The organism is Streptomyces sp. NPDC030021, from assembly GCF_055574035.1.
This window is the reverse complement of sequence record NZ_JBVIAH010000027.1, coordinates 20087-46991: the sequence shown is the minus strand read 5'-3', so window position 1 is coordinate 46991 and position 26905 is coordinate 20087. Positions and strand designations below refer to the sequence as shown.

Below are 26905 nucleotides of genomic sequence, written 5' to 3'. Positions count from 1 at the left end.
GAATGTAAGAGTGCCAATGGGGGTTGGCAAGGTTGTGCGAGTGCACCCTTTGAGCCGACTCCTACTGCTCCGTACGCAGCAGTTCGGCGACCTCCGTGTCCACCCGCCGGGCCATCGCCCGCGCGAACTCCGTGGCCACCACGTCACCGGCCACCGGCCGCAGAGCGGCCACCGCCGCCGTGATGTGCTGCAGCTGTGTGGCCGAAAGCCGCTCCAGGCCCTCCGGGCCCGCCGCACCCGCCGAGCCGTCCGGGCCCGCCCCGCCCGCCGAGCCGTCCATGCCCGCCGCGTCGATCACGTACCGCCGGAAGAGCCCCACGAACCGGTCCGCGACCGCCGCCGCCTGCGCCTGTACGAACTCCCCGGCATCCAGGATCTCGGCGAGCGGCACCCCCTGCCGCACCAGCGCCAGCGTCGACTCCAGCAGCCGGCGGTTCGGGTACGTGACCAGGTCCCCGTCGATCGTCACGTAACCGAGCTCCGCCGCGCGCCGGGTGTCCGTGGCGGTCGCCGTCGGACCGAACAGCTCCCGCAGCTCGCCGCGGGAGAGCGTCACCGGCTCCTCCTGGACCCAGTCCCGGGTCATCTCCCGTTCCAGGCCAAGCAGTCGGGACAGGCCGCCACCCTGCTCCCACGCGTGCAGCAGCTCGGCGATGCCGTTGACCGTGTAGCCGCGCCCCAGCAGATCGCTGATCAGCCGCAGCCGGGTCAGGTGATCGTCGGAGTACCAGGCGATCCGGCCCTCCCGGCGCGGCGGCGGCAACAGCCCGCGCTCCTGGTAGTAGCGCAGGTTGCGCACCTTGACGCCGGCCGCCCGGGCCACGTCCTCGCGGCGGTAGCGCCCGCCACCGCTTCCGTCCTCCACCTGGCTGCTCACGCGCCAGAGTGTAGGAGCTACCGGCAGCTCACATGGGCCGTGGACGATCCTGCTTGACCGCCCGCAGGACCACGAACTTCGGCTCGCTCGCGACGACTTCGCTGTTGCCGAACAGCCGGCGCAGATGGGTGTGGTAGCCCATGTGCCGGTTGGCGACGATCCACAGCTCGCCGCCCGGCCGCAGCACCTTGCGCGACTGCGCGAACATCCGCAGCGCCGTCGCGTCCGTCGTGGCCTGGTGGGAGTGGAAGGGCGGGTTGCTCAGCACCAGGTCCACGGAGGCGGGGGAGAGCATCGCGACCCCGTCGCCGACGTGGAACTCGGCGGTGCGCCGGCCCTCGCGGATGTTCGCCCGGTAGGTCGCCCGCGCCGAGGCGACGGCCTGGTAGGACTCGTCGGTGAACACGACCTCGGCGTCCGGGTCATGGGCCTGGACGGCCGTGCCGACGACGCCGTTGCCGCAGCCCAGGTCCACGACCCGGGCACCGTCGGTGTTGGTCGGCAGGTTCTGCAGGAAGAAGCGGGTGCCGACGTCGAGCCGGTCGGCGCAGAAGATCCCGGCGTGGTTGACGACGGACAGGCCGGAGGCCGAGCCGGCGTCCTCGTCCACCGTGTACGTCAGCGGCCAGGGCCCGGCGGACGTGGGGCGGGTCGCCCCGGGGGTGCCCGGCGTGCAGAAGATCAGCCGTGCCTTCTTCTCCGCGAGCGAGGTCTTCGTCGGGCCGAGGATCTTCTCGAAGAGGCGCAGCGTGGAGGTGTGGATCTCCTTGACCATGCCGGTGCCGACGACGACGGTGCCCGCGTGCACGTGCGGAGCCAGCCGGTACAGCTGGTCCTCGAGCAGCGCCAGGCTCTTGGGCACGCGCACCAGCAGGACGTCGATCCGCTCGGGCGGCGGGTCCTGGGTGGTCAGCAGGGTCACCGTCGACTTGGACGTCCCGATGCCGGCCCGGTCCAGGTTCGCGGCGGTGGCGGCGCGGGTGAGGGCGGAGTCGGTGATCTGCGTCGGCCGGTACGCGGCGAGCGCCGTCGTCAGCGTCCCCCAGCGGTCCCCGAGTACGACGATCCGGCCGGCGGCGGCCAGGTCCACCGGGCCGCGTTCCCCCGTACCGGAGTCGAGGTGGCCCAGCAGGTACTCGTCGGCGGCGTCCCAGGCGCGGAGCCGGTCGCGCGGGTCCTCGGGGAAGCGGGTGAGCTCGTAGGAGCCGAAGGGTGTGGTGAGGCGGTTCATATGGGCCCCAGGCTATCCGAGCCGGAGGCCCGACCCCGCATGCGCGGGGCCGGGCGGCGCGCTACTCGGGGAACTCTCCCGCCATGGCGGCAGCCATCCGCAGATGAGCACGGGCCTCGGCGGCCCGGCCGAGACGCTCCAGGGTGCGACCGAGCATCAGCTGTGCGTAGTCCTCCACCGGCCAGCGCTCCAGGATGGCGCGGAGCTCGCGCTCGGCACGGGACAGCTGGGCGGAGTGGTAGTAGGCGCGGGCCAGCAGCAGCCGGGGCGCCAGCTGCCTGGGGGCCTCGCCCGCCAGCGCCTCCAGGATGCGGGCGGCCGTCGCGTACTCCTTCGCGTCGAAGAAGAGCTGGGCGCGCGCCCAGCGCTCGGCTGCCGTCCCGTGCTCGAAGTACGTCGTCGGCGCGTTCATCGCGTCCCTTCCGCCGTTCAGGTGATCTGTCCGGTGCCTCCAGCACGCCTGGGCCGTGGGACATTCCGCTCTCCGCCGCCACCGCCTCGGGGCTAGGTTGTCCGCATGAGCAATCTCGATCGCCAGCCCGCTCTCTCCGCCTGCGGCGGCCGCGGCTTCGTCGTGGCCGAACCGGTGCGCGAGCTCCTCAGCCCGCGCACGGTCAAGCTCGGAGAATCCACCGAGGTCCGCCGACTCCTGCCCAACCTGGGCCGCCGCATGGTGGGCGCCTGGTGCTTCGTGGACCACTACGGCCCGGACGACATCGCCGACGAGCCCGGCATGCAGGTCGCGCCGCACCCGCACTCCGGGCTCCAGACGGTGAGCTGGCTGCACGAGGGCGAGGTGCTGCACCGCGACAGCGTCGGAAGCCTGGAGACGATCCGGCCCCGGGAGCTGGGCCTGATGACCTCCGGCCGCGGCATCAGCCACTCGGAGGAGAGCCCGCGCCCGCACGCCCGCTTCCTGCACGGCGCCCAGCTGTGGGTGGCCCTGCCGGACGCCCACCGCAACGTGGAACCGCACTTCCAGCACCACGCCGACCTCCCGCGGGTGACGGCCCCGGGCCTGACGGCGACGGTCATCCTGGGCACCCTGGACACGGCCACCTCGCCGGGCACGGCGTACAGCCCGATCGTGGGCGCGGACCTGACCCTCGCGTCGGGCACCGAGACCCGCCTCCCGCTGGACCCGGACTTCGAGTACGCGGTCCTGTCGATGTCGGGCGAGGCCCACGTCGACGGCGTCCCGGTCCTCCCGGGCTCGATGCTCTACCTCGGCTGCGGCCGCACCGAACTCCCCCTGCGGGCGACCTCGGACGCGAGCCTGATGCTCCTGGGCGGCGAGCCGTTCGAGGAGGAGATCGTGATGTTCTGGAACTGGATCGGCCGCAGCAACGAGGAGATCGTCCAGTTCCGCGAGGACTGGACGAACGGCACCCGCTACGGCGAGGTGAAGGGCTACGACGGCCCTCCGATTCCGGCTCCTGAACTGCCCCCAACTCGCTTGAAGCCTAGGGGTAGAACGCGCTGAACAGTGCTGATGTCAGCAAGGGTGAGAGCTGTACGCGTCGGTTCGCATCGTTCCGCTTCCGAGGGTTCGGCGGGAGTCGACACGATCTCTGCAGCGGCATTTTGATCTTGATGTCGAGTCTCATGTGTACCAAGCTGTGGTCAGGTCTAGTCAGGCGAATGCTGACTCTACTGACGAGTAGTTAGATGTCTGGAGGGAGAGTCGGACGGTTCCTCGTGGCAGAGGCGCGTCACGCCGAGGTGCCGGTCACGAACCGTTCGACTGCCCCGGACAGGGTCGGTTCGGTTCCCCCTTCAAGGTCGAAGCCCGCAGTTGGCCCGCGGCGATGCCTGCGTCCAGGCGCGGGCCATGTCGAGGCCCTGGGTACGCAGCCGCTCCGCGCGGTCCTTTTCGGTGGTGTTCTTCAGCTCCTGGAGCCACGTGGCGGTGAGGCGGCCGGCCGGATCGTCCTGGTAGGCGGACAGGGTGGCCTGCTCGTGCAGCAGGTGGTCGACGACGATGCCGCGCCATCTTTGGGCCTGCTCGGTGCCCTGGCTCGTGACGGCGTCGGCTATGCCGTCCAGGATGCCGAGAGCGCGGGCGCTCTTCGTCGGCGGCAGCGAGAGTTCTGCGCCGGTCGCGTCCGGGGGACGGCGGCGAGACGCCCGGCTGCGGTGCGGGTCTCTGCCATCCGCAGAACGGCGGATGCCGCGGGGTTCTCGGCCACCGCGCGCAGGATCTGCCTGAACATGTTGTTGTGGACCGATAGGTGGTAGGTACCGTCGGCTCCCCAGTGCGGGGGGTCGCGGCCCGCCTTCATTACGTTCTCGCTGTCGAGGCCAGCGAGCATCTCGTGCAGGTCGGGTGCGTAGTCTGCCAGCGCGGTGGCGAGGGGGACGCGCAGCGCGGGGTCGAGGTCGAGCTTCTTCGACTGGCCGAAGCCGAGCGCGAAGAGCGCGTCTTTCATCGCCTGTGCCTGTGCCTCGGTGTGACGGCCTGGTTCGCTGCCCGCAGTCGCTTTTCCGATGGCCGCTCCGAGTGCCGTGCAGCTCATGCCGGAGTGAACAGCTGCCCCCACCGATTTCTGCACGCTCGCGTCCTCGGCCAGGCCGTTGCACGGTGGGGACGTCTCACGCCCGAGGAAGAACATGCCGCGACTGCGCCCAGCAGTGCCAGGCAGACTCCGGCGGCGGCTCACGCCTTCACCGGCACGGCTCGGAACCTCGTGCTTCCGGTCATGGTTGTCCCCATTCCGATACCTCGCTGCCCGATCAGGGCGGCGCGCGCCGGGGGGCGCCGACGTGCTCGTGGAGCCTTTGGGGACACGGGTCACTTCCGTTCGCGCAGCGGGTCGTAGGCGCTTTCCCGCCCGTTGGTGTTAACTCTGCTGTGCTTCGCGCTGGGCAGTGCTGACCGTGGTCGCCGACTGCTGGGTCTCGTCGCCCCAGCTCTTGAAGAACCGGCTGAGGTCCGTCTGCGCCGCGTCGTTGCCGGAGCTGATGCGTTCCCGGGCCAGGAGTCCCTCATCGGCCATGCACCGCCTCTCGGACTCGTGCAGGAGGAATTAGTTCTCCGGGTCCTCACACACTCCGGGCAGCAGGCTGCTCCTGCTGTTCTGGATCTGGGAGCGGTCGCCGTTCGCCAGCGCATCGTCCTGTAGTCGAACAGATTGACGAGGGATCTGTTTGAAACGACGTCGCGCCAGGTCAGCATCAGCTGGCACTCAGCGCCGAAACCGCCCATCCCCCCGGTGCTCGATACCTGGTGCGCGCGAATGCCACGATCAGGGCTACAGGCCACGTTGCGCGAGTAGCCGCACGCCTGAACGGAGCTGCCCCGAAGGCCAGTCCGGGGCGCTGGGCAGCGTAGCCGCCGCCCCGTCTCCGGGCAGGCGCAGGCATCCGTCGGCTTGGCCTGCCAGGCGGGTTGCCGTCACGGTTTGATCTCGCGGTAGGCACTGAGTGCGCTGCGTTCGACTTTGGCGAGCAGTCCTTGCTGGGTCTGTTCGTCCAGCTTCCGTTCCTGGGACCATGCACGGGCCATGTCGACACCTTGTGTACGCAGCCGGTCGAAGAGCTCCTCCTCGGAGGCATTCTTCAGGCTCTGGAGCCATGCCGCTGTGAGATGGGCGGCCCGGGGATCCTGATCGCTCTTCGGGGAGGCCTGTCCGTTCAGCAAGGTGTTCAGGACGGCCGTACGCCACGCGCGGGCCTGCCCCTCGTCCTTGCCGTGGGTGACCGCGCCGGCGATGCCGTCGAGGATGCCGAGTGCTCGAGCGCTCTCCGTCGGGGGAACGCTGAGGCTGTAGTCCGTGGCGTCGGCGGGTACCGCCGCGAGCCTCTGCGCCGCGGTCCGGGTCTCCGTCATGCGCAGCAACGCATAGGCCTCGGGATCCTCCGCGACAGCGCGGACGACGCCCCTGAGGGTGTCGCCGAGGACGGTGAGGTGGTGGGTGCCGTCGGACTGCCACGGCGGGGCCTGGGGTGCAGCCTTGGCCAGGAAGTCGGTGACGCCGATACCGCCGAGCATCTCGTGCAGATCGGGCGCGTAGTCGGCCAGGGCGGTGGCAAGGGGGACACGCAGTGCGGGATCCATGGCGAGTTCCGCTGGCTCCCCGGATCCGAGGGCGACGAGCACGTCCTTCAGAGCCTGGGCCTGAGCCTGGGTGTGACGCCCGGGTGCGCCCCCGGTCGACGCCTTCACGATGGCCTCGGCAAGAGCTGCGCAGCTCATACCCGGGCGGACGGCCGCGCCCACTGACTTCTGCACACGTTCGTCCCTGGCCAGGCCATTGCACGGTTCAGCGGTCTCCCTGCCGAGCAGCAGCCATGCTCCGACACCTCCCAACAGAGCCAGACATAGCCCGAGCACAATGAATGCCTTGGCTGGTGTCGTGCGGCCGGGGGTCTCCTGCGGCATGGCTGCCTTTCCTGTATGGGGTGCGCGTCAGTTGGTGGTGTCGGTCAGGTACTTGTGTGTGGTGTTGCTTCCCCGGTCGTGACCGTCGAGGATCTCGTCCTTCAGGCCGGCCCTGGCATCGGCGTTGATGTCCTGTCGGCCGTTCGCCCATGAGTCGACCATGAGACCCATCTGGTTGTTGGCGTTGAGGTAGAGGTCGGCGATACCCGCGTTCGCCTTGACGTCCGCCGCGGCCTTCATGTCGTTGCCCATGACCCAGGCCCACGTGTCGACAGCACGCTGCATCGAGTCGCCGATGGCAATGGAGGTAGGACCCACGGTGAAGTACAGCGGTGTCACGGCGCCGCCGATGATGTGGTAGGCCATCTTGGACTTCCAGTCCGCTGAGCTGTAGGCGGCCATGCGGTCGTCGTTGAGGACGTCTTCCCTGATGGCGCTGTACGCACCGAGAGTGGCCCCGGCGTTGCTCAGCGGATTGCTCTGTGCGAAGCCGGTGGCGCCCTGCGGGATCTTCTCCATTTCCAGACTGATGTAGCGGGACTCCGCCTTGTGCAGGGTGGCGTAGGCCTCCGGGTCGTCGGAGAGACCCCGCATGAACTGGGTCAGGTCCTTCTGCGTCACCGCCATGTGGGTTTTGTCGCCGTCCCTGAAGAAGCCGTCACCTGTCGCGGAGGTCACGTACTGGCTGCTGCCCATGCCTCCCAGGATCTGGTGGGTGTCCTCGGTGTAAGAGGCCAGGGAGCGGGCCAGTGGCTCGCGCAGGTTCTCGTGGATCTTCTGGTCAGGGCCGAGTAGGCCGATGGCGTCGTGCATGACGCGCGCCTGGGCGTCGGTGTGCGGGGTCACGGGCCAGGGGTCCTGCTTGGAGCCGAGCGGCGTGTGGCCGGTGGTCGCGGCCTCCAGCGCGGCACCGAGGCCGACGCGGCTGGTCGGGTCGACCAGGTCCGTGTTGTGATAGCCGAGGACCGTGTTGGTGGGCCAGTCACGGGTGCCGTCACCGCTGCCGGCCAGGTAGCGCAGGTGGTCGTTGGTGACCTTGTCACCGTCCGGGCCGTTGCCCTTGGCGTCGAAGAAGGCCGTCGCCGCGTCGGGGTTCTTGCTCATGACGTCGAGCAGCCCGTCGATGGCGTCCGTCTCGATGCCGTCGTGACCGGCTCCCCACATGGTGAACATGCCGGGCTGCTTCTTCTCGGCCGATATGAGGTCGTCACCGAGGTCGTACAGGAACTGGTCGTCGAACTTGGTATCGGCGTGCTGCATCATGCTGACGAACGACTGGTAGCCGTACAGCGGGTTGGCTTTGGTTTCCGTCGCGTGGACGCCCGCCTTGTCCAGGCCGTCGGTGAACTCCCGGTAGAACTTGCCGTCGGGGCTGGCCAGCCACTCCTTGAACTTCTTGGACCCGGGCGGGGAGTCGGAGACCTTCCCTGGGACCTCGGTGGCACCCGCCACCGTGTTGGCCAGGCCCTTCTGAAGGTTCTGGTACCGGTCGCCGTTCTTCTTGTCCGAGTGAAGCGCCCGGTCATTGAGCTTGTCCGTCAGCGTGATCGTGCCGCCCGGACCGAGACCGGACAGGAAAGTCTGACTGAACGCCTTGTTGCCCGTGTTGTCCCGGAAAGAACGGTCGAGTTCCGCGTAGTCGGCGGCCGAGACGCTCCCACCGCTGTTGATGCGAGTGGCGATCTCTTCGGCGTTGCGGGCCTCGTAGACCTCGATGTCGCCCTGTGCGTCGGCGTTGAAGCCGTTCAGGGTTCCGTCGTTGCCCTTGCCGAAGGCGTCCTTGTTGCTGTCCACCACGACCGCCTCAAGGGCGATCTTGACGCCTTGGTCGGCTTCGGAGACGGCCTTGACCTGATCGTCGATGTGCTGCTGCCACTTGGTGACCGTGTCGCGGATGGTGGCTTGGCCGTCGGGGTCGTGGTGCCAGGCACTGCGTTCGGCGGGGGTCAGCTTGGGGTAGTCGAAGGCGACATGGCCCGCTTCCGAGACGGTCATGCCCGCTTTGATGGCGTCGTCGCGCGCTGACTCGACTCGCTTCTTGAGGTCGGCGAACTGGGTGTGGGCATCCCGCAGCAGGCTCGCGACCGCCTTGGCCTGAATCTGGGCGGCGGCGTACTCGTACCGCGTGGCGGTGAAGCTCGTCTGAGCGACGCCGACACTGATACCAGTCCAGTTGGGCCCCATGGTGATCTTCTGGACACTGTCGCCGTAACGAGCCTCGACCTTCTTCAGCTCGCCTGCCATCTCGTCCCACTTGCCGGCGGCTGTCGTCAGCAGGCTCAGGTCAGTCGTCATTACTTCGTTGTACGTCAGCATGTATTGCTCCCCCCCTACAGACCGTGGAGCTTCGACCGGGTGTTCAGTGGACGGAATCCGTCACCCGTGGCCAGGTCGTTCTGCACGAACAGACCCGAAGCGCCGCGTAACGATCCCTTTTCCGAGCCGAGCCGGCCCATCAGGACCTTGACCTGCTGGTCCCACGTGTCCGCCACCTTCTTCAACCCCACCGACGCGTCCCAGCCCTCGAAGCCCTTGACGGCCGTGTTGGTGCTCTCGTCCGCGCGCTCCGTCGCCTTCTTGGTATTCGGCTCCAGCTCCGTCTCGATGGTGTTCGCCGCAGCCTTCTTCTCCGTCGGCGTCGACGCGAAAGTCCCCGACCCCCCCGAACCGCCGACTGTTGGAACGCCGTTGAGCCGCATCACTGCTGCCTCGGCGGCCCTTCCCCGCTCGCTGCCCCAGCCTTGCGTGAAATCCCCTGACACGATCGCCCCCGTTCGACTCAAGATCATTCATCGTACGGAGAGATCAAATGGCCGAATACGAAAGCGCGTGTTCTTGTCGGAGAATTGACGATTCCCTGGCGCTTTGTTGATCTTCCGCCGCGGCGGCGGCGGCGGCGGGCATGGCAGCGGGCGCAGCTGATCGCGGGCAGCCAAGAGCCGTAGGTTGGTTTCGCCCCGTGACGTCACTGGTGCAGGTATACGACAGGGACTTCCTTGAACGCGCCACCCATAAGCAGTCCTTGGGGGTGTGCCTGCTCATCGCGACGGGCGGGATCTGGCTTTGGATCGCCTACCTGCTGCTGGTCCCCTTCACCCTCGGCAATTGCACCAACGGCCACAGCAACGGCCGGGAATGTGCTTCCCGGGTCTTTGATGGCGCCGGGGAATCCGGCGACAAACGTACCTATGTCGACCTCGAGGGCGAAGGCTGTGCCGCCGAACGGGACGTGGCGGACAGCCTTGCTCTGCTGTTGGTTGCCCTCCCGTTCGCAACGATCGGTCTGTTCCACTACACCGCGGGTACCCTCAGCCTCCAGATAGCCCAGCACGCCTCCGAGAGGATCCGCCTCGCGAAGTCCGAGGAGAGCGGGACGGCAGCTAGCGGGGGCCGCTAGGTCGATGGGGGCCGGTCTACCTGCCAAAACCCTTGCAGGCCGGTTGCAGTAGGTGGGCTCCGGTCACGGGTCAGGTCAGGCCGCGGGCGGGTGCGGGCATCCGCCTTGGCCGGACTCGTTGCCGCTGCCGCCGTCGTGGTGGTCGCGGGCGTCGGGGTAGAAGTTGGGGCGCTGGTCTGCGGCGTCGTAGTAGCGGTGGAAGACCGGGGTGATGCCGCCGGAGACCGGGGGGACGATCCAGCTCCAGTCGGCGGGCACGGTGCGGCCCTGGCGCTGTTCCCTGGTCAGGTGGGCGAGGAAGCGGCGGGATTCTGTGTGGTGGTCGCTGATCCGGGCGCCCGCGGCGCGGAAGGAGTGCAGGACGGCGACATTGAGCTCGACCAGTGCCCGGTCGCGCCACAGCGTGCCCTCACTGCTGGTGTCCAGGCCCAGGCGGGCGGCGACGGCGGGCAGCAGGTTGTAGCGGCCTTCGTCGACCAGGTTGCGTGCGCCGATCTCGGTGCCCATGTACCAGCCGTTGAACGGGGCGAGGGGGTAGTCGATGCCGCCGATGCGCAGGCGCATGTTGGAGATGGCCGGTACGGCGTGCCAGCGCAGGCCCAGATCAGCGATCCCCGGGCAGTCCGGGTGGGTGATCGCAACCTCCAGGACCAAGTCCTGCGGCAGGTCGAAGAGCTGGGGTTTGTCATCGGCGGTTTCGACGGCGAGGGGCAGTACGTCGAAGGGTCCCTCGGGGCCCTGCCAGCCGAGTCGGCGTACCAGCTCGGTGAAGTCCGCGTTCGCCGCGTCGCCCAGCACCGTGCCGTCGTCCCGGCGGAGGCCGGCGTAGCGGATCAGCTGGTCGTTCCAGACCCGGGGGCCGGGTCGGTCGGGGGTGTCGGGGGCGAAGACGGAGATGACGGGGCGGATGCGGCCGTGGTTGGTCGCCTGGCGCAGATGCTCGCACAGGTGGTGGTGGATCTCTTCGGGGGTGGTGGCGTCGCGGCGGTCCAGGACGCGGAGGCTGTTCCAGTAGAGGCGGCCGATGCAGCGCCGGGAGTTGCGCCAGGCGACGCGGGCACCGAAGGCGAGTTCGCTGGGAGTGTGGCGGTAGGTGCCCGCGTCGTCGATGGCGGCTCGAACCTGTTGGAGACGCCGGCTGAGCTGGATGGGCTGTCCGGGATGCTCGGTGTGGAACTGGCGCAGGAACTCCTCTGCCTCGTCCCGGTCGGCGACCGAACGTGTCTGCGGTCCCCAGGAGGTGGCATGGTGGGCAGGTATCGGGGTCGGGCGGGCTTCGGAGTTCACGGTTTCCTCGTAGGAGGCGGGGGTGCCGGGTGGGCTTCTTTCGGCCGTCAGCTGAGCCTGAGGGGCAGCGACTGCAGGGACCGGAATTCGAGGTTCGGGTTCCAGGTGGGCTCGCCGGCTGGCCGGATGCCCGGGAAGCGGGCGAACAGCGCCGTGAAGAACCACTTGAGCTGCAGGTTGGCGATCTGCCTGCCGAGGCATGAGTGGAGCCCGAGGCCGAACGACAGGTGCTTGCCGCTGTTGGGTCGGCCGAGATCGAAGGCGTCCGGCCGCTCGAACACGTCCGGGTCCCGGTTGGCCGCACCCAGGAACAGGGCGACGCTCTGCCCCGCCCCAATCCGTACGCCGCCCATGTCGATCTCCGTCGTCGCGACGCGCCAGGTGAACTGGTTCGACGCGTTGTAGCGGACGATCTCGTTCGCCGTGTTGTCGACGCACACCGGGTCCGCCATGAAGCGCGCGATCTGATCCGGGTTCCGGGCGAACGAAAGCATGCCGCTGCTGAGGGAGCCCGGTGTGGTGGGGGCGAACAACGCGATGAACAGAAGGACGAGTTGGTGCACGGTCTGCTCCGGCGTGGTCTCGGTCAGGTCGTCCCGGGTGGCTGCGAGGCGCGCGATCACCGTGTCCGGGACAACTTTCCCCCGCTTGCCCTGGACGAGTTCCAGTGCGTAGGCGTGCAGGTCCGTGAGCAGTTCGAGGAGACGTTTCAGCTCCACCGGCTGGTCCTGCGGCCCGGACCAGTACGTCATCAGCGTGTCCACGCACGGTATGACGATGGCCAGGTCGTCCTCCGGAACCCCGAAGGCGTGCACGGCCGAACGTACGGGGAGCTCGGCGGACAGCACGGAGACGGCGTCGATCTCCCGCGCACCTTCCGGGACCGAGGCGACCAGGTCGGCCGCGACGTGTCCGATGACCTGGCTGTAGTGCTCGTGAGCGGCACGGGTGAAACCCGGCTGGGTGGACCTGCGCAGCGCGTCGTGGAGCGGCGGGTCCGTGTACATCATGACATTCTTGGTGAACCGGTGGTAGATGCTGTCGGGCGGCAGCGGCCGGCCCGGGAACTTCGCGTCCAGTACCTCTTCCATCCGCTCGGCCTTGAGCCGGTGGTCCTTGAGCGCGGCGGCGCAGTCGGCGTACTTCATGACCGCCCAGGCGTTGAGCCCCTCGGACCAGTGGACCGGTTCGCGCAGCGCGAGGTCGGCGTAGACGGGGTAGGGGTCGGGAACGATGCCGGGGTCCGAGAGCGGGGAGGGTGTTGTCACCAAGTCTCCTTGTCGTGTCCGAAGGTCGGGATGCCGGTGGGGATGCCGGGCGGTCCGAGCACCTCGATTCCGTACTCGGCGGCGATGGCCGGCAGCCTTTCCAGGTCGAGCGGGGCGATCTCGTCCGACGGAATCTCCAGGGAAGAGGTAGGCCTGCCGAGAGAACGCGTGAAGCCGTCGAATCCTCCGGGCTCGGTGACATGGAGGAACCGGGCCTCGTCGGAGGCGACGAGGAACGTGTGCGGCACATGGCGGGGGCCGTAGACGAAGGATCCGGCTGCTGCCGAAATCACCTCGCCGGCCACCCAGAACGTCATCTCCCCGTCCAGGACGTACCACCACTCGTCGTCGTGGTGGTGAACGTGGAGCGGCGATCCGGAGCCGCGCCGGCCGAGGTGTTCGATGACCGAAGCCGCCCCGTTCATCTGGGCCGAGGGACCTTTGACCGTCGCCAGGAAGTCAAGAAACCACAGTGCTTCACCCTCGCCTTTGCGTAACGCGATCGGCGCGGTCCTGCGATCCTCCGACATGCGTGGTCCTTTCATCGTGGGACAAGCCTGACGGGCACGGCCGACGGCACCACGGATATCGTTGAATGGAATTCCACGTCGATGTGCTCGACGGGAATGATCTGGAAGTTCTTCAGGATTTCGGTCAGCATGACGATGCACTGCTGCTCGGCGAGCCGGTTTCCGACACAGTGGCGCGGGCCGGCGCCGAAGGGCAGGAAACTGTTGATGGTGTCGTGCTCTCCGCCGTCCGTCGAGAATCGGTCGGGGTTGAAGCGTTCCGCCTCGCGGAAAACACCCGGGTCCTTCCCGACGGCGTTCTTCATCCACATGACGACCGTGCCCGGCGGGATCTTCTCGCCCCTTTCCTCCAGAACCCGCTCGTTCGTGAACTTCGCACTGAAAGGGACCGGCGGGAACAGGCGCAGCGTCTCGTAGACGATGTTCCTGACGTAGGGGTCCTGGTTGAGGTCGCCGCCGTCCGGGGAGGCCGCCTCGATCGACTTCCGGGCCTTTTCCTGAACGTGCGTGTCCAGGGACAGCATGACCAGAGCCTGCGACAGCACGTAGGACATGGGATCCGCGCCGCCGAGGATGAGGGACATCATTTCCTCGACGCGGTCCTCGGGGGACCACGGCGCCTGCGTCACCCGATTGAGCAGGTCGTCCGGCCGTTCATGCGCGGGGCAGGAGGCGGGGACACGTTGCTCGCGCCGGCTCATCACTGCACCGAGGACGGCTGCGACCTGGCGGTACGCGGCCGTGACCCGGCGCAGCCGCCTCGGGAAGATCCACCTGACGAAGAAGGGGTGGAAGGCCCGGAAGCTGACCTCTTCCTCGATGGCGCCGAGTGCGCGGTGGTACTCGTGCAGATCCGCCTGGACATCCCATTCCTCGCCGAAGAGGTACGCGCTGAGGCAGTGCACGCTCCAGTCGCGCAGGTCGGACTGCAGTCCGTCGTACGACTCGTCGACATGCTTCCACTTGTCCACGTACCGGGTGGACACGTCCCTGAGTACATGCGCTCGCTCCGTGACGCTGCGATGCGTCAAGGCCGGTGACATCACCTGCCGGTGGCTCCGGTGGAGCTCACCCCCCTCCACGCCCATGAGACTTCGGGCCAGTACGGTCCGGTCGGCCCGGCGGTGCGAGTCGAGTTCCTTCTTGTGGAGATTGGGGGACACGTACGACAGCGACACGAACGGCGAGCTCCCCCAGGCCGAGTGAAGTCGCACGATCGGCCCGAACTCGTCATGCAGTGCCTGCAGGGTTTCGTGTCTCCCGCCATGGCCGTCGGCCAGTAGGTCGCCCATGTTCCCCAGAAGGAACGCGGGCTTCGGCCCCGGCAGGTGCCTCAGTGAGTGAAATCCGGTCAGACGGCTGGTCACGACGAGAATGAGGAGCGCGGCGAGGATCGCCGCTACGAGAACTGCGGTCCGGCTCGGCCGGCTGAGACCGAACCATAATCCGAGCGTTGCCGCCAGAAGAATGCTGACCACGCCTGCCGTGTAGATGGCTCGATAGAGCGAAAGTAACGGGCGTGCGCTTTTCATGCTCATGGGAATTTCCCTTCACGGCTTGCGCGAGCCTCCCGCCAACTCATCCGGCTGGTGCGGGGTGTGATCATAAGGGACCCTCGATGCCTCACCAATCTATGGAGCTGCTTACCGGCGCTGCAATAGGGGCCCGAGGGGATGGCCGGTTCCTGCTGAGGAATTCGATACGCGGAGCACTCTCGGCACTCCTCAGGCGTTCCAGGCAGCCGTCGGGCCAGCGCATACCTGACTGCGTACTCGGAAGCGCCCCGGCCCCGGAGGATGGTTTGTTCCTGGCCATGCGAATATGCCCTTGCATCAGGGAAACGACAAGATTTCCGCTCCAACGAAACCGGCGCGGCAGTGCGCGGAGGCGGTCATGGCGGAGCACCATGGAGAGGAGGGCGAAAGGCGTGACGACCGGGCAGGAATCCGACCATGGCGCGTGGACGGTTGCGGATCTACCTCGGGGCTGCCCCCGGGGTCGGAAAGACGTACGCCATGCTCGAGGAGGGACAGCGGCTTGCCGCGGTCGGCGCTGACGTGGTCGTCGGCTTCGTCGAGCCGCACAGGCGGCGCCCCACCGCTGCCCTTGCCGAGGGGCTGGAGATCCTTCCCCGACGCACCGTGGAGTACCGCGGGGCGACCTTCACCGAGATGGACATGGACGCGGTGCTCGCCCGCCGGCCGCAGGTCGCCCTGGTCGACGAACTGGCGCACACCAATGTGCCCGGCTCCCGCCATGCCAAGCGATGGCAGGACGTCGAGGAGCTTCTGGACGAGGGGATCGACGTCGTCACCACGCTCAATGTCCAGCACCTGGAGTCCCTGGGTGACGTGGTCCGGCAGATCACAGGTGTCCCGCAGCGCGAGACCCTCCCCGACGAGGTGGCACGCCGGGCGGACCAGATCGAGTTGGTCGACCTGCCGCCGGAGCTGCTGCGCCGCCGCATGCTGCACGGTGAGATCTATCCCTCGGACCGTATCGAGGCGGCCCTCACCCACTACTTCCGCGTCGGCAACCTCACGGCTCTGCGGGAACTCGCGCTGCTGTGGCTCGCCGACCGCGTCGAGGAGGGGCTGCAGCGCTACCGGGCGGAACACGGCATCACCGCGCCATGGGCGACGCGCGAGCGCATCATGGTCGCCCTGACCGGGGGCCCGGAGGGCGAGACCCTGATCCGCCGCGCCGCCCGGGTCACCGCCCGCATCCCCGGCAGCGAGCTGCTGGCGCTGCACGTCGTACCGAGCGACGGTCTCGTCCGTGGGGATCAGGCAGCCCTGGCGGCCCAGCGTGCCCTGATGGAGTCGCTGGGCGGCAGCTACCACCAGACCACCGGCGACGACATCCCCGACGCACTGCTCCGGTTCGCGGAAGCCGAGAGCGTGACGCAGATCGTGCTGGGTGCGAGCCGGCGGGGCAGACTCTCCACCTTCCTCCGCGGGGGCGTGGGGCACCGGACGATCCGGCGGTCCGGGCCCATCGACGTACTCGTCGTGACCCACGAGCACGCGGCCGGGATGCCCTCCGCCCTGCGGCTGCCACACCCGAGCCGCTCCACCGGGCCACGGCGCTTCTGGACGGCGATCGTGCTCGCGGCGATCACGCTCCCGGTACTGACCTTCCTGCTGGTCCTCTTGGGCGAGCACGTGGACCTCGCCCTCGCCCTGGTGCTCTACCTGCTGGCCGTCGTTGTGATCGCCCTGGTCGGAGGCCTCGTCCCTGCGCTGCTGGCGGCACTCGCCGCGGGGCTGCTCGCCGACTACTACTTCACCCCGCCGCTGCACTCGCTGCGCGTCGAGCACCTCGCCGACGTCCTCGCGCTCGTCGTGTACGTCGTTACGGCCGTCGTCGTCGGCATGGCCGCGGGCACGGCCGCGCGCCGCACGTATCAGGCGGTCCGCGCGAGCTCCGAGGCCCGGGCGCTGAGCCGGCTGGCCACCGCCATGATGCACGGCCAGGACCTGCCTGCCCTCCTCGAACAGGTACGGGAGGACTTCGGCCTGGAGGCGGTGAGCCTGTTGGAACGCGATACGGGGCATGCTGCCGAGCCCCGCTGGTACGTCGTCGCCAGCACCGGCGCGGATCCGCCGGAGCGCCCGTACGACGCCGATGTGGACAGCTCTGTCGGCGACGACCTCACCTTGGCCGCCCGAGGGCACTCGCTGAGCAGCGACGATCAGCGCGTACTGGGCGCGTGCGCGGCCCAGTTGGGTATGGCTTACTCCCACGGCCGGCTCGCTGCCCACGATGCCGAAAGCGGCCTGCGCGCTGAAGCCGAGCACACCAGGGCCTCGCTCCTCCTCACCGCGAGCCGCGATCTGCGGGGCCCACTACGCACAGCCGACGAAGCGCTGGATGGCCTCGGCGTCGGCGTCGGCACGGATATGAGGGAGAGCCGGGCCCTGTCCATAGCCCGGTCGTCGGTGCGGCGTGCGGTCCAGCTTGTCTCGGATCTCGACGAGCTGAGCCGCCTGCATGCTGGGGCACTGGATCTGTATCTGCGACCGGTTGATCTCGACGAGCTGCTGACTGCCGTTCTGGACGACCTGGGCCCCGGCGGCCATACGATCCAATGCAGCCTGCCGGAGCAGCTGCCCGACGTGATCGCCGACGCGGCCGTGCTCACTCGCGTGCTGACCGCTTTGGCGGCCGAGGCCCAGCGCCGCAGCCCGCCGGACCGGCCCGCGCGGCTGACAGGCAAGACCCGGGCTGGTCAGGTGGAGATCCATGTGACGGACGGCACCAACGACGCAGTGCAGGGCGCGGAACGCGGCACACATCCGAGTCGCACGCCGGACAGTCTGACCCTGCGGATGTGCCGTGACCTCACGGAGACGATGGGGGGCACCCTTGAAACCGCAGCCGTCGGCCCCGGCTTTGCCGTGACGCTCGCGCTTCCGGCGGCGGCATCCCGGCGGCCGATCACACCGTCTGCGCCTTCCCCGACGGGGGAGCAGTGACTCGCGTCAGCCACTGTCCGGTGGCGATTGCGTCGTTGGCCACCGCTTTGGTCATGACCGTGCGTACGGAAGTCACAGACCACCGATCATTCGAGGCCGGAGACCTTGAAGACCGTGAGAGCCGTCTCGCGGTCGATGCGCTGGGCCAGCCGTCGCAGGGCTGTCTCGCCGCACAGCAGAGTGCCGCGCTGGATCGACGTGCGGGTGTCCGTGTCGACGCGGCGCCACATCGCGGGATTGCGGACCAGGACGGTCGGATCGATCTCGACCTGGCCTCCCTCCGTGTCGCGGAGGACCATCCGCTGGGCCACCCCGTCGGACCACCTGACCGAGACGAGGGAGTCGGTGCGGACAGCGTGTTCCACCAGCAGTCCTCGGGCGCTCAGCAGACCGGGACCTACGGAGACCCTGGATGGCAGCAGGATCACAAACAGGAGGGCGGCCAGGCCGGTCCAGAGGGCGCCGCGGGTCGCGTCGAGCTCGCCGAAACCCGCGTCCATGGCGAGCAGGGCCGAGTACAGGAGGGACGCGACACCGATGGCCGAGCGCATCTCGCCGGCCCAGTGGATGTCGCGTGCGAGAGGCCCTCGAGGCTCCGCGCCGGCGTGAATTCCGGTCGCGGACTGCGCGAAACGTCGTCCCATGGGGGTGACGTTAGGGCCGGTACGGGCCTCGACACCGGACCCCGACGCACCGCTGATGTGATGGATACGGCATTTTGACGGGGCTCCGGTTCGAGGCCAACCCCCGTCGGTTCAGTGGCCTGGCGGGCCGGTGGTGACCGGCGCGCGATTCCACGGTGCGGGGGCAGGCGGTGGCTCGAACGGTCCGGCCCGGTTGGCCATGAGGATCAGCAGCGTCCCGACGACGAGCACGGTGATGACGGTGAGGGCGAGCCCGACGGGGTTGCGCGGGTTGTAGTAGTAGCGGTTCGTTCCCCACTTGCTCCGCTTGAAGACCGGTTCGTCGTCGTGATGCACAGGCTGCGTCCTAGCTCGCTCGGTTGACGGTATGGGGCGGCGTGCATTCCCCAGCGGCCATTCCGGTCAGGAGGCGCAGCCCACTGCCTTCTGGGCCGCGGGGAAGTACACGGTCATGAGACGGGTGAGGGCCTCACGGCGTTCGGGCACGTCGGAGGCCTTGATGGGCGGGTAGATCTCGACGACGAACTGGCTGGGTTTGCCCTCGTAAATGCACCGTGCGACCGCGACGGCCATGGAGTCGGCAACGCGGGCGGCGTCGCCGTAGGTGAGGGCAACCGCCGCGGCACGCTCGACGCCGGCCTCCCGGAGGGTCTGCTCGTCGGGCCGCGCGGAGATGAGCAGCTCCACGGGGGAGCGCGGATCCCGGTGCAGGGCGACGACCTCGGCGCCGTGCCCCTCGTGGCGCGACGGCAGGACGACCGTGACGGCCTCGCCGCACACGGCGTCGAGTTCCTGTGCCAGGCGGTGTGCGAGGCCGTCGTCACCACAAATGATCATGTGTGCGGAGCGCTGCCCGACTCGCGCTCGGAGCTGGAGGGTTGCGGACATGCGGTCAGAACCGCCCTGCTGTCACATCGGTGGCGACCGGCAGGGACAGGACCATGGTCAGTCCTCCGCCGGGGGTGTCCTCGGGTGTGAGCGTGCCGTCCATGGCCTCGGTGAGTCCCCTGGCCAGGGCGAGGCCGAGGCCGAGTCCGGCGGTGTTGTCGCGGTCGCCGAGGCGCTGGAAAGGTTCGAAGGCGCGCTCGCGGTCGTCGGCAGCGATTCCGGGGCCCCGGTCGGCGATCCTGATGTCGACCCGCCCGGCCAGGGCGCTGGCTGTCACCAGCACCGGGCGCTCCGCGGGTGCGTGGCGGACCGCGTTGCCGACGAGGTTGGCCAGCACCCGTTCCAGCAGCGGCGGGTCGGCCCGAAGCGCCGGTACCGATTCGAGGTTCTGCACATCGACGGCGGGCCCGCCATCGGGCGTCAGGTCCAGCGAGTCCAGCGCGGCCGGCAGGACTTCCTCCAGTGTGGTGGCCCGCAGGTCGAGCGCGAGGGCGCCGGCTTGGAGGCGGCTGAGATCGAGCAGGTTCTCCACCAGGCGGTTGAGCCGGTTCAGGGACACCTCGGCGGACGCCAGGAGTTCCGCGCGGTCCTCGGGGGAGAACTCGATCTCCTGGTTGCGCAGTGAGCTGACCGCGGCCAGTGCCCCTGCCAAGGGGGTCCGCAGGTCGTGGCTGACGGCCCGGAGCAGGGCGGTGCGCAGGCGGTCGGCGGCCTTGATCGGTTCGACCTCGGCGGCGGCCTCGGCCAGCCGGGCCCGCTCGACGGCCGCGCCGACGTGCGCGGCGAAGGCGGCCAGCACGCGGCGTTCGGAGGACGGCAGCGTACGGCCGCGCAGGACGAGGAAGGCCTCGGGGCCCGCCGCCACCACGAGGGCGGGGTCGGTCGCGCCGCCTGTGTCGCAGGCTTCGGGAGCCAGCTCGACGGTGTCCATGCCGAACGTTTCACGCGTACGTTCCAGCAGCGCCGGGATCGTCTGGTCGCCGCGGACGATGCTGCCGGCGAGGGACGACATCGTCTCCGCCTCGGCCGTGGCTCGAGCCGCACGGCGGGAGAGCCGCAGGGACCTGTCAGCCGCGGCGGCCACGGTGGCGGCGACGACGGCGAAGACCACGAGCGCCAGCACGCTGTCCGGGTCGCTCATGGTGAACTCGCCTATGGGCGGCATGAACCAGTAGTTGAGGAGCAGTGCGGCGGTCAGCGCCGCGATCAAGGCGGAGGGCACTCCGCCGATGCAGGCCACGCACACGACGGCCACCAGGAAGAGCAGCGCCTCGCTGGTGAGGTTCAGTGTGCCGCGCATGCGGTCGAGGCCGAGGGTGAGCAGCACCGGGAGTACCACCCCGGCCACGGGTCCGGCGATGAGCCGGGAGGTGGGGAGAGTACGGCGCCGGGACGGGAGCAGCCGGCCGTGGCCCGCCCGCTCGTGCGTGACCATGTGGACGTCGATGTCCTCGGACAGAGCCACGACGGTCTCGCCGATCCCGCGGCCGGTGAGGAAACGTTCCAGCCGACGGCGGCGGCTCGTACCGAGGACGAGCTGGGTGGCGTTCTCCGCCATCGCGAAGTCCACCAGTGCGGTGGGCACTTCGTCGCCGACGACGGAGTGGTAGCTGCCGCCCAGGTGCTCGACGAGGGCCCGCTGGCCGGCCAGAGCCGCGTGCGAGACCCCGGCGGCGAGCCCGTCGCTGCGCGCGATGTGCACGGCGAGCAGTTCACCGCCGGCGGACCGGTCGGCGATGCGTGCCGCGCGACGGATGAGGGTCTCGCCCTCGGGACCGCCGGTGAGGGCGACCACGACGCGTTCCCGGGTCTCCCAGACATCTCCGATGCCGTGCTCGGTACGGTACTTGTGGAGGGCCTCGTCCACCCTCCCGGCCAGCCACAGCAGGGCCAGCTCCCGCAGCGCGATGAGATTGCCGGGGCGGAAGTAGTTGGCGAGCGAGGCGTCGATCCGCTCCGGGGGATAGATGTTGCCGTGTGCCATGCGGCGGCGAAGGCCCTCGGGAGGTATGTCGACCAGCTCGACCTCATGGGCGCGGCGCACGAACTCGTCGGGCACCGTCTCGCGCTGCGGGACTCCGGTTATCTTCTCGACGACGTCGCTCAGCGACTCAAGGTGGTGAATGTTGAGCGTGGTGACGACATCGATCCCGGCGGAGAGGATGTCCTCGACGTCCTGCCACCGCTTCGGGTGCCGGCCGCCCCCAGGGACATTGGTATGGGCGAGTTCGTCGATCAGCACCACCTGCGGCCGCCTCGCCAGCAGCGCTTCACGGTCCAGCTCCGTGTACCGGCCGCCACGGTATTCCTGTTCGGCCGGCGTGAGGATCTCCAGGCCGTCGAGCTTCTCCTCGGTGTGCCGGCGCCGGTGGCACTCCACGAAACCGGCCACCACATCCGCGCCGCGGGCGGCCCGGCGGTGTGCCTCGTCGAGCATCCGGTACGTCTTGCCGACGCCGGGGGCCGCACCCAGAAAGACCTTGAGCCTCCCCGGCCGTACGGCAGGGTTTCCCGCGCCGGCCACCGGGCCCGCCTCGTGCGCGGTCGTCATGCTCAGAACTTCTCGGGGAAGAACAGCGCCAGGACCAGGTACCCGACCAGGCTGACCGCGACGATGATGCCCACGACAGTTTCCGTACTCACCGGTACCCGACTCCTCCGCACGTCCTCAACTTCACCAGCGAACATCAGCCAAGACCTGATGGAAACGGCCCTGACGCACTCCTGACGCGAGTCGACTGGGACTTTGACGGTGTATTGACGGCCGTTGCATCGATAGGGTGAAGGCGGTGTGCCGGGAAGCCTGGTCGGCGTCGCGTGACCGCATGGTCCGCGTCGACTCGGGTGGGGGCGGAATGCGCAGCGTCGGTACGGTCTTGTTCCTCGTGGTGCTGGCCACGGTCGTGGCCACGGGTGCCCGCCGCTGGCGAATCCCCGCGCCCTCACTGCTCGTTGTCGCCGGGCTCGTGGTCGCGCTGATACCGGGCACTCCGGAGATCCGGGTCAGTCCGGAGGCCATCGGCCTCATCGTTCTGCCGCCGTTGCTGTACGCCAGCGCCGAGGAACTGTCCTGGCGCGAACTGCGGCTGGTGTGGAAGCCGGTCAGCGTGCTCGCGGTCGGTCTGGTCTTGGCCTCGGCGGCCGCGGTGGGTCTGGTCGCGTCGCTGCTCACCCCGCTGACCTGGCAGATGGCGCTGGTCCTGGGGGCCGTCCTCGCGAGTACGGACCCGGTGGCGGTCACCGCGCTCGGCCGGCGCCTCGCCCTGCCTCCCCGCGTCCAGGTCCTCGTACAGGCCGAGAGCCTCTTCAACGACGCCACTTCGCTCGTCCTCTTCCGGGTCGCGATCGTCGTCGCGGCAGCCTCCGCCGGGGTGTCCTGGCAGGCGGCGGGCACCGAGTTCGCGCTGCTCGCCGGCGGCGGCATCCTCATCGGAGGTGCGGTCGCCGGGGTCGTTGCGCTGATGCGCCGTAGGACCGAGGATCCCGTGCTGGAGACCGTCATCGCCCTGGTGACCCCGTACGCTGCCTATGTACTGGCCGAGGCGGTGCACGCGTCGGGTGTGACCTCCGTCGTCGTGGCGGGGGTCGTGCTCGGAGGCCGGGCCGACCGGTTCACCAATGCCCGCATACGGATCCAGCTGCACGCCGTCAACGGCACCGTGGTCTTCCTGCTGGAGAGCGTCGTCTTCAGCCTGATCGGCCTCACCCTGCCCGGCCAGGTCGCCGCGCTGACCGCTGCCGACGGGCTCTGGCCGCTGTACGCGCTGGCGGTCGCCGCGACCTTGATCACCGTTCGCCTGCTGTGGGTCCTGCCCCTCTCGGCCGTCGTCCAGCGGAACGCGGGCGTACGTCCGTCCTGGCGCGTTCCGGCCGTGCTGACCTGGGCGGGCACGCGGGGTGTCGTTCCGCTGGCTGCGGCTCTGTCCATCCCCGTCGTGGCGGACGACGGCGCCCTGCTGGGCCAGCGCCCGCTCGTACTCGTACTCACCACGTCGGTAGTGGTGGCCACCCTTGTCGCCCAGGGCTTCACCCTGGCCGGCGTGGTCCGTCGCTCCGGAATCGCCCTCGAACCGGATCACACCGAGCGCGAGGAGGCCTCCGCCCGGTGCGCCCTTGCCGCAGCCGGCATCCGCCGCCTGGACGAGATGTCCGACCTCGAAGCCGTCCCGGACGTCGTGGCGGACCGGCTGCGGCGCAGCCTGCAGGCGCGCCTCGATCATGCCCACGACCGCTTGGAGGAAGCAGACCTGGCCGAATCGGCGGACCACGTCTATCGGCTGCTGCGTCGGGACCTGATCCGGGTGGAGGCCGTCGAGCTACAGCGCCTCTACGACGAACACCGGATCAGCGACTCCACTCGCCGACGGCTGCAGCGCACCTTGGACCTGGAGGAGGCCCGGCTTGATCTGGCGAGCTGAGGCACGTGGGCTGCTGCGATCCTGCGATTCCGGGGCTTCTCCTGGGGCAAGCACCGCATCCTCGCGTTCGTCCAGAGGTATGGATCAGATCCAGCCGTTGCGCCGGAAGGCGCGGTGGATGACGACGCAGGCCGCCGAGATCAGGCCAAGGACGAGGGGATAGCCGTATCGCCATTTCAGCTCGGGCATGTGGTCGAAGTTCATGCCGTACACGCCGCACACCATCGTCGGCACGGCAATGATCGCCGCCCATGCCGTGATCTTGCGCATGTCCTCGTTCTGCGCGACGGTCACCTGCGCGAGATGGGCCTGGAGGATCGAGTCGAGGAGTGCGTCGAAGGCCGTGACCTGGTCGGTGGCGCGGGACAGATGGTCGGCGACGTCACGGAAGTAGGGCTGGATGTCCGGGGCGATCGACGGTGACGGCTTGGTCGCGAGGGCCTGCAGTGGCCGCTCCAGCGGTGAGACGGCCCGCTTGAGCTCCATCAGCTCGCGTTTGAGCTGGTAGATGCGGCCCGCGTCGCCGTGGCCGGCGTGCTCGGTGAAGACGGCGGACTCGACCGCGTCGACATCGACCTCCATCGCGTCGGTCACGGCGAGGTAGTCGTCCACGACGTGCTCGGCTATGGCGTGCAGGACGGCGGAGGGCCCCTTGGCGAGCTGCTCGGGCGTAGCCTCCAGGGCCTCCCGCAGAGGACCCAGCGAACCGTGTCGGCCGCGCCGGACCGTGACGACGAAGTCGGGTCCGACGTAGGCCATGATTTCGCCGGTGTCCACGACCTCGCTGGTGGCCGTGAGTTCCTTGTGCTCGATGTACCGGACGGTCTTGAGGACCGTGAACAGCACGTCGTCGTACCGCACCACCTTCGGCCGATGGTGAGTGTGCGTCGCGTCCTGGACCGCCAGCGGATGCAGCCCGAACAGCTCGGCGACGCCGACCAGCTCCTCCGGGCCGGGTTCATGGAGCCCGATCCAAACGAAGCCGTCGCCCGTTTTGCGTACCCGCCGGATCGCTTCGTCGGCCAGGCAGTTCCCGGTCTGCCGCACGCCCTCCAGGTAGACCACGCAGTTGACCACGGCACTGCCGAGCGGAGACCGTGCGGGATGGCTGAGGTCCACGGTGCGCCGGTCGGTGCGGCGCACCACGCGGCGGAGACTGCGGATGAACGACACGGTGAGCTCCTTCGGCGGATCGGCAGCCAGTGTGCCGCAGCCGGTGGGGGCGGCGAGAGCCGGGCCCATCACTGGTCCGAAGCGTTCACCTGGCGGGTATACCCTGCTCGACGGCCCAGTTCCGCTGCATACGAAAGGAAGGTGAGATCCACGATGTGTGGTGAACCTCCCAGTCGAACGCCGCGGGACGCTGCCATGGCCGGACCCTAGCCGGATCCGCAGGCGGCGTCTGCGGCGTGCCCTCGTGCATCCCTACGCCTTCTATTTCCTGCCTGCGGAAGGACTCCGTCGTGTCCGAGCGTCGTCCCCTGCGTGCCCTGCGCGCGCTCAAGAAGCCGGCCAAGCGCCCTGCCGAGCCCCGCCCCATTGCCGAACAGTCCGGCACGGCCGTAGCGGCCGAGCGGCAATCGCCCCGTGGAAACAGCGTGATCACTGCCGCGCTGTACCACGACGGTGTGCGCACCAGCACGCATGACTCGCTCGCCGAGACATTCCAGAAGCTCCGCGAGGCGGAAGGGGGCATGGCATGGATCGGTCTGCACCGGCCGACCGAGGCCGAGCTGCTCTCCGTTGCCGAGGAGTTCGACCTGCATCCGCTCGCGGTCGAGGACGCGCTGGAGGCACATCAGCGGCCCAAGCTGGAACGCTACGGCGACACCCTGTTCGTCGTATTGCGTGCGGCCCGCTATCTGGATGACGCGGAGGAGGTCGATTTCGGCGAGCTGCACATCTTCGTCGGACCCGACTTCGTGATCACCGTTCGCCACGGAGCCGCCCCCGACCTGGCAGCGGTCCGACGCCGCATGGAGAACAGCTCGGATCTCCTCAAGCGAGGCCCCGAATCCGTCCTGTACGCGATCCTCGACGCGGTCGTCGACGGCTACGCGCCGGTCGTGGCCGGCGTGGAGAACGACGTCGACGAGATCGAAACCGAGGTCTTCAGCGGCGACCCGAAGGTCTCCCGCCGCATCTACGAGCTCTCCCGGGAGGTCGTGGAGTTCCAGCGCGCCACCAGACCGCTGACCAGGATCCTCGAAGGGTTGACCGCCGGGTTCGAGAAATACGGAATCGACGAGGAACTGCGTCGCTACCTGCGTGACGTCGCCGACCACGCCACGCACGTCACCGAACGCGTCGACAGCTTCCGCCTCGCTCTCCAGGACATCCTCGCGGTCAACGCCACCCTGGTCACCCAGCAGCAGAACGAGGAAATGAGGCAGCTGGCCCACGCCGGCCACGCCCAGAACGAAGAGATCAAGAAGATCTCGGCCTGGGCCGCCATCCTCTTCGCCCCGACCCTGGTGGGCACGATCTACGGCATGAACTTCGAAACCATGCCCGAACTCGGCTGGGCACTCGGGTATCCCTTCGCACTGGGGCTGATGGCCGCCGTGTGCCTCGGGCTCTATGTGATCTTCAAGCGCCGGGACTGGCTCTGAATCCAGGCGGCACCAACGCGGCGCGGTGATCGGTCGACCTTGCCTCCTCTGCCAGATCAGGGGAGCCAGTGGGGCTTAAGCGGCAACCGGGGTCGCCCGGACCTCGCGTGCCATGGCGCGACCGGTGACGTGGTGGACGTATTCACGGGTCAGCCGGAAGCCGGCCGTCCAGGCCAGTAGTCGGCTGGGCCGGTTGTCGCGTGAGCAGCACCAGCTCGCGGTGTGTCCCCGTGCCTGGATGTCGGCCGTCAGGCCGGCGACGCAGGCCAGTGCGGTGGGGGCCCCTCCCAGCGGTAGCTGGGGGAGTTCGCGGCGGCGATCGGGCACGGTGACGACCGCGATGTCCTCGTAGGCGCTGCCGAGGAAGTAGGTGCAGGCGACGGAGAGGACCCGACCCTTGGCGAACGCGGCCCAGCCGTGGCCGGAGGCGGCGAGGCCGCTGGGTCCGCCCCAACTGGCGTGAATCCAGCCGTTCTCGGAGTCCATCGCGGCCAGTGCCGGAACGTCTTGGGGAGTCAGCCGCCGCACTGTCACGCCACGCGGCTTGCTGGGGAGGGACACCGGTGCCTGAGGCTGGTGGACGTACAGCATCCGTTCCCAGGGGACGACGCGTTCGAATGCCGAGCCGAGCGACGGCCAGAACGGGGCGGGCGTCTCTACGTACCGGCCGGCGAACTGGGCCAGGGCGTCCTGGGTGAGCACGCCCGGATCGCCGCGCAGCAGCACGTGGTCCGCGCAGCTGACGGCGAGGACGCGAGGCCGGTCGGGGCGGTCGGCCCACCAGAGGCCGACGCCCGTGGTCAGTACATGCTCGGCGAGAGTCCCGGGACCGGGTGAGCCGGTGGGGAACCAACGGCTCAGGGCGGGGAGCTGCTGCGGGGAGATCTCGATCAC

24 protein-coding genes are annotated in these 26905 nt (G+C 69.0%); 5 read left to right on the top strand and 19 right to left on the bottom strand.

Going from position 1 to position 26905, the window contains the following annotated elements; all coding sequences use genetic code 11:
* Positions 1-61 precede the first annotated feature (61 nt).
* From ACZ4YL_RS36200 to ACZ4YL_RS36190, 3 genes are all read right to left on the bottom strand, one after another.
* A complete protein-coding gene (locus tag ACZ4YL_RS36200) occupies positions 62-877 on the bottom strand; it encodes a MerR family transcriptional regulator (protein WP_468122261.1) in 816 nt (271 codons plus the stop codon).
* Positions 878-905: 28 nt separating this feature from the next.
* Complete coding sequence (locus ACZ4YL_RS36195) at positions 906-2108, bottom strand: methyltransferase (protein WP_468122259.1); 1203 nt, start codon at positions 2106-2108, stop codon at positions 906-908.
* Positions 2109-2169: 61 nt separating this feature from the next.
* Positions 2170-2520 (bottom strand): tetratricopeptide repeat protein, encoded by a 351-nt coding sequence (locus tag ACZ4YL_RS36190; protein WP_468122257.1) that lies wholly within the window; start codon positions 2518-2520, stop codon positions 2170-2172.
* A gap of 105 nt (positions 2521-2625) precedes the next feature.
* On the opposite strand from ACZ4YL_RS36190, the gene ACZ4YL_RS36185 reads away from it, so the two are divergent.
* A complete protein-coding gene (locus tag ACZ4YL_RS36185) occupies positions 2626-3591 on the top strand; it encodes a pirin family protein (RefSeq protein WP_468122255.1) in 966 nt (321 codons plus the stop codon).
* A gap of 550 nt (positions 3592-4141) precedes the next feature.
* Here ACZ4YL_RS36185 and ACZ4YL_RS36180 read toward each other — a convergent pair.
* From ACZ4YL_RS36180 to ACZ4YL_RS36160, 5 genes are all read right to left on the bottom strand, one after another.
* Positions 4142-4720, bottom strand: a complete 579-nt coding sequence (locus ACZ4YL_RS36180) for a hypothetical protein (protein ID WP_468122253.1) — start codon at positions 4718-4720, stop codon at positions 4142-4144.
* 228 nt (positions 4721-4948) lie between these two features.
* Positions 4949-5104: a hypothetical protein gene (locus ACZ4YL_RS36175; protein WP_468122252.1), complete on the bottom strand. Its 156-nt coding sequence runs from the start codon at positions 5102-5104 to the stop codon at positions 4949-4951.
* Between the two features lie 398 nt (positions 5105-5502).
* Positions 5503-6339: a hypothetical protein gene (locus tag ACZ4YL_RS36170; RefSeq protein WP_468122251.1), complete on the bottom strand. Its 837-nt coding sequence runs from the start codon at positions 6337-6339 to the stop codon at positions 5503-5505.
* A 177-nt stretch (positions 6340-6516) separates the two neighbouring features.
* Positions 6517-8784 carry a hypothetical protein gene (locus ACZ4YL_RS36165; RefSeq protein ID WP_468122250.1) on the bottom strand — a complete coding sequence of 756 codons (2268 nt, stop codon included), beginning with the start codon at positions 8782-8784 and terminating at the stop codon, positions 6517-6519.
* Between the two features lie 35 nt (positions 8785-8819).
* Positions 8820-9188 carry a hypothetical protein gene (locus ACZ4YL_RS36160; RefSeq protein ID WP_468122249.1) on the bottom strand — a complete coding sequence of 123 codons (369 nt, stop codon included), beginning with the start codon at positions 9186-9188 and terminating at the stop codon, positions 8820-8822.
* Positions 9189-9448: 260 nt separating this feature from the next.
* On the opposite strand from ACZ4YL_RS36160, the gene ACZ4YL_RS36155 reads away from it, so the two are divergent.
* Positions 9449-9886 carry a hypothetical protein gene (locus ACZ4YL_RS36155; protein WP_468122248.1) on the top strand — a complete coding sequence of 146 codons (438 nt, stop codon included), beginning with the start codon at positions 9449-9451 and terminating at the stop codon, positions 9884-9886.
* 75 nt (positions 9887-9961) lie between these two features.
* Here the strand turns inward: ACZ4YL_RS36155 and ACZ4YL_RS36150 are convergent, their stop codons facing one another.
* The 4 genes from ACZ4YL_RS36150 to ACZ4YL_RS36135 all read right to left on the bottom strand — a co-directional run bounded on the left by ACZ4YL_RS36150 (position 9962) and on the right by ACZ4YL_RS36135 (position 14509).
* Positions 9962-11146, bottom strand: coding sequence for a nitric oxide synthase oxygenase (locus ACZ4YL_RS36150; RefSeq protein ID WP_468122338.1), 1185 nt, complete (start codon positions 11144-11146; stop codon positions 9962-9964).
* Positions 11147-11220: 74 nt separating this feature from the next.
* Positions 11221-12441 carry a 4-nitrotryptophan synthase gene (gene txtE, locus ACZ4YL_RS36145; protein ID WP_468122247.1) on the bottom strand — a complete coding sequence of 407 codons (1221 nt, stop codon included), beginning with the start codon at positions 12439-12441 and terminating at the stop codon, positions 11221-11223.
* Positions 12438-12971 carry a quercetin 2,3-dioxygenase gene (locus tag ACZ4YL_RS36140; protein ID WP_468122246.1) on the bottom strand — a complete coding sequence of 178 codons (534 nt, stop codon included), beginning with the start codon at positions 12969-12971 and terminating at the stop codon, positions 12438-12440. Before ACZ4YL_RS36140 ends, txtE begins: the two co-directional genes overlap by 4 nt.
* An 11-nt stretch (positions 12972-12982) precedes the next feature.
* The gene (locus ACZ4YL_RS36135; protein ID WP_468122244.1) at positions 12983-14509 is read right to left on the bottom strand and encodes a cytochrome P450; all 1527 of its coding nucleotides are present in this window, start codon (positions 14507-14509) and stop codon (positions 12983-12985) included.
* 414 nt (positions 14510-14923) lie between these two features.
* Between ACZ4YL_RS36135 and ACZ4YL_RS36130 the strand changes: the two genes are divergently transcribed.
* Entirely contained in the window at positions 14924-17449 is a 2526-nt protein-coding gene (locus ACZ4YL_RS36130) for a sensor histidine kinase (protein ID WP_468122242.1), read from the top strand.
* A gap of 86 nt (positions 17450-17535) precedes the next feature.
* Here the strand turns inward: ACZ4YL_RS36130 and ACZ4YL_RS36125 are convergent, their stop codons facing one another.
* The 5 genes from ACZ4YL_RS36125 to kdpF all read right to left on the bottom strand — a co-directional run bounded on the left by ACZ4YL_RS36125 (position 17536) and on the right by kdpF (position 21624).
* Complete coding sequence (locus tag ACZ4YL_RS36125; protein WP_468122240.1) at positions 17536-18093, bottom strand: hypothetical protein; 558 nt, start codon at positions 18091-18093, stop codon at positions 17536-17538.
* 111 nt (positions 18094-18204) lie between these two features.
* Positions 18205-18429, bottom strand: coding sequence for a hypothetical protein (locus ACZ4YL_RS36120; RefSeq protein WP_468122238.1), 225 nt, complete (start codon positions 18427-18429; stop codon positions 18205-18207).
* Positions 18430-18495: 66 nt separating this feature from the next.
* Positions 18496-18930, bottom strand: coding sequence for a hypothetical protein (locus tag ACZ4YL_RS36115; RefSeq protein ID WP_468122236.1), 435 nt, complete (start codon positions 18928-18930; stop codon positions 18496-18498).
* 55 nt (positions 18931-18985) lie between these two features.
* A complete protein-coding gene (locus tag ACZ4YL_RS36110) occupies positions 18986-21532 on the bottom strand; it encodes a sensor histidine kinase (protein WP_468122235.1) in 2547 nt (848 codons plus the stop codon).
* A gap of 2 nt (positions 21533-21534) precedes the next feature.
* The gene (kdpF, locus tag ACZ4YL_RS36105; RefSeq protein WP_107093322.1) at positions 21535-21624 is read right to left on the bottom strand and encodes a K(+)-transporting ATPase subunit F; all 90 of its coding nucleotides are present in this window, start codon (positions 21622-21624) and stop codon (positions 21535-21537) included.
* A gap of 182 nt (positions 21625-21806) precedes the next feature.
* Here kdpF and ACZ4YL_RS36100 point away from each other — a divergent pair, with 182 nt between their 5' ends.
* Positions 21807-23399, top strand: coding sequence for a Na+/H+ antiporter (locus ACZ4YL_RS36100; RefSeq protein ID WP_468122234.1), 1593 nt, complete (start codon positions 21807-21809; stop codon positions 23397-23399).
* 84 nt (positions 23400-23483) lie between these two features.
* On the opposite strand, the gene ACZ4YL_RS36095 is transcribed toward ACZ4YL_RS36100, so the two are convergent.
* A complete protein-coding gene (locus ACZ4YL_RS36095; protein ID WP_468122233.1) occupies positions 23484-24572 on the bottom strand; it encodes a magnesium and cobalt transport protein CorA in 1089 nt (362 codons plus the stop codon).
* Positions 24573-24862: 290 nt separating this feature from the next.
* On the opposite strand from ACZ4YL_RS36095, the gene ACZ4YL_RS36090 reads away from it, so the two are divergent.
* Positions 24863-26011, top strand: coding sequence for a magnesium and cobalt transport protein CorA (locus ACZ4YL_RS36090; protein ID WP_468122231.1), 1149 nt, complete (start codon positions 24863-24865; stop codon positions 26009-26011).
* Between the two features lie 75 nt (positions 26012-26086).
* On the opposite strand, the gene ACZ4YL_RS36085 is transcribed toward ACZ4YL_RS36090, so the two are convergent.
* Positions 26087-26905, bottom strand: a complete 819-nt coding sequence (locus tag ACZ4YL_RS36085; RefSeq protein WP_468122230.1) for a GNAT family N-acetyltransferase — start codon at positions 26903-26905, stop codon at positions 26087-26089.

Bases quoted from the DNA above. Each gene is read 5' to 3' on its own strand.
- ACZ4YL_RS36195 (WP_468122259.1), bottom strand. From the start codon at position 2,108: ATGAACCGCCTCACCACACCCTTCGGCTCCTACGAGCTCACCCGCTTC.
- ACZ4YL_RS36190 (WP_468122257.1), bottom strand. From the start codon at position 2,520: ATGAACGCGCCGACGACGTACTTCGAGCACGGGACGGCAGCCGAGCGC.
- ACZ4YL_RS36185 (WP_468122255.1), top strand. From the start codon at position 2,626: ATGAGCAATCTCGATCGCCAGCCCGCTCTCTCCGCCTGCGGCGGCCGC.
- ACZ4YL_RS36180 (WP_468122253.1), bottom strand. From the start codon at position 4,720: ATGTTCTTCCTCGGGCGTGAGACGTCCCCACCGTGCAACGGCCTGGCC.
- ACZ4YL_RS36175 (WP_468122252.1), bottom strand. From the start codon at position 5,104: ATGGCCGATGAGGGACTCCTGGCCCGGGAACGCATCAGCTCCGGCAAC.
- ACZ4YL_RS36165 (WP_468122250.1), bottom strand. From the start codon at position 8,784: ATGACGACTGACCTGAGCCTGCTGACGACAGCCGCCGGCAAGTGGGAC.
- ACZ4YL_RS36160 (WP_468122249.1), bottom strand. From the start codon at position 9,188: ATGCGGCTCAACGGCGTTCCAACAGTCGGCGGTTCGGGGGGGTCGGGG.
- ACZ4YL_RS36140 (WP_468122246.1), bottom strand. From the start codon at position 12,971: ATGTCGGAGGATCGCAGGACCGCGCCGATCGCGTTACGCAAAGGCGAG.
- ACZ4YL_RS36135 (WP_468122244.1), bottom strand. From the start codon at position 14,509: ATGAGCATGAAAAGCGCACGCCCGTTACTTTCGCTCTATCGAGCCATC.
- ACZ4YL_RS36130 (WP_468122242.1), top strand. From the start codon at position 14,924: ATGGCGCGTGGACGGTTGCGGATCTACCTCGGGGCTGCCCCCGGGGTC.
- ACZ4YL_RS36125 (WP_468122240.1), bottom strand. From the start codon at position 18,093: ATGGGACGACGTTTCGCGCAGTCCGCGACCGGAATTCACGCCGGCGCG.
- ACZ4YL_RS36115 (WP_468122236.1), bottom strand. From the start codon at position 18,930: ATGATCATTTGTGGTGACGACGGCCTCGCACACCGCCTGGCACAGGAA.
- ACZ4YL_RS36110 (WP_468122235.1), bottom strand. From the start codon at position 21,532: ATGACGACCGCGCACGAGGCGGGCCCGGTGGCCGGCGCGGGAAACCCT.
- ACZ4YL_RS36100 (WP_468122234.1), top strand. From the start codon at position 21,807: ATGGTCCGCGTCGACTCGGGTGGGGGCGGAATGCGCAGCGTCGGTACG.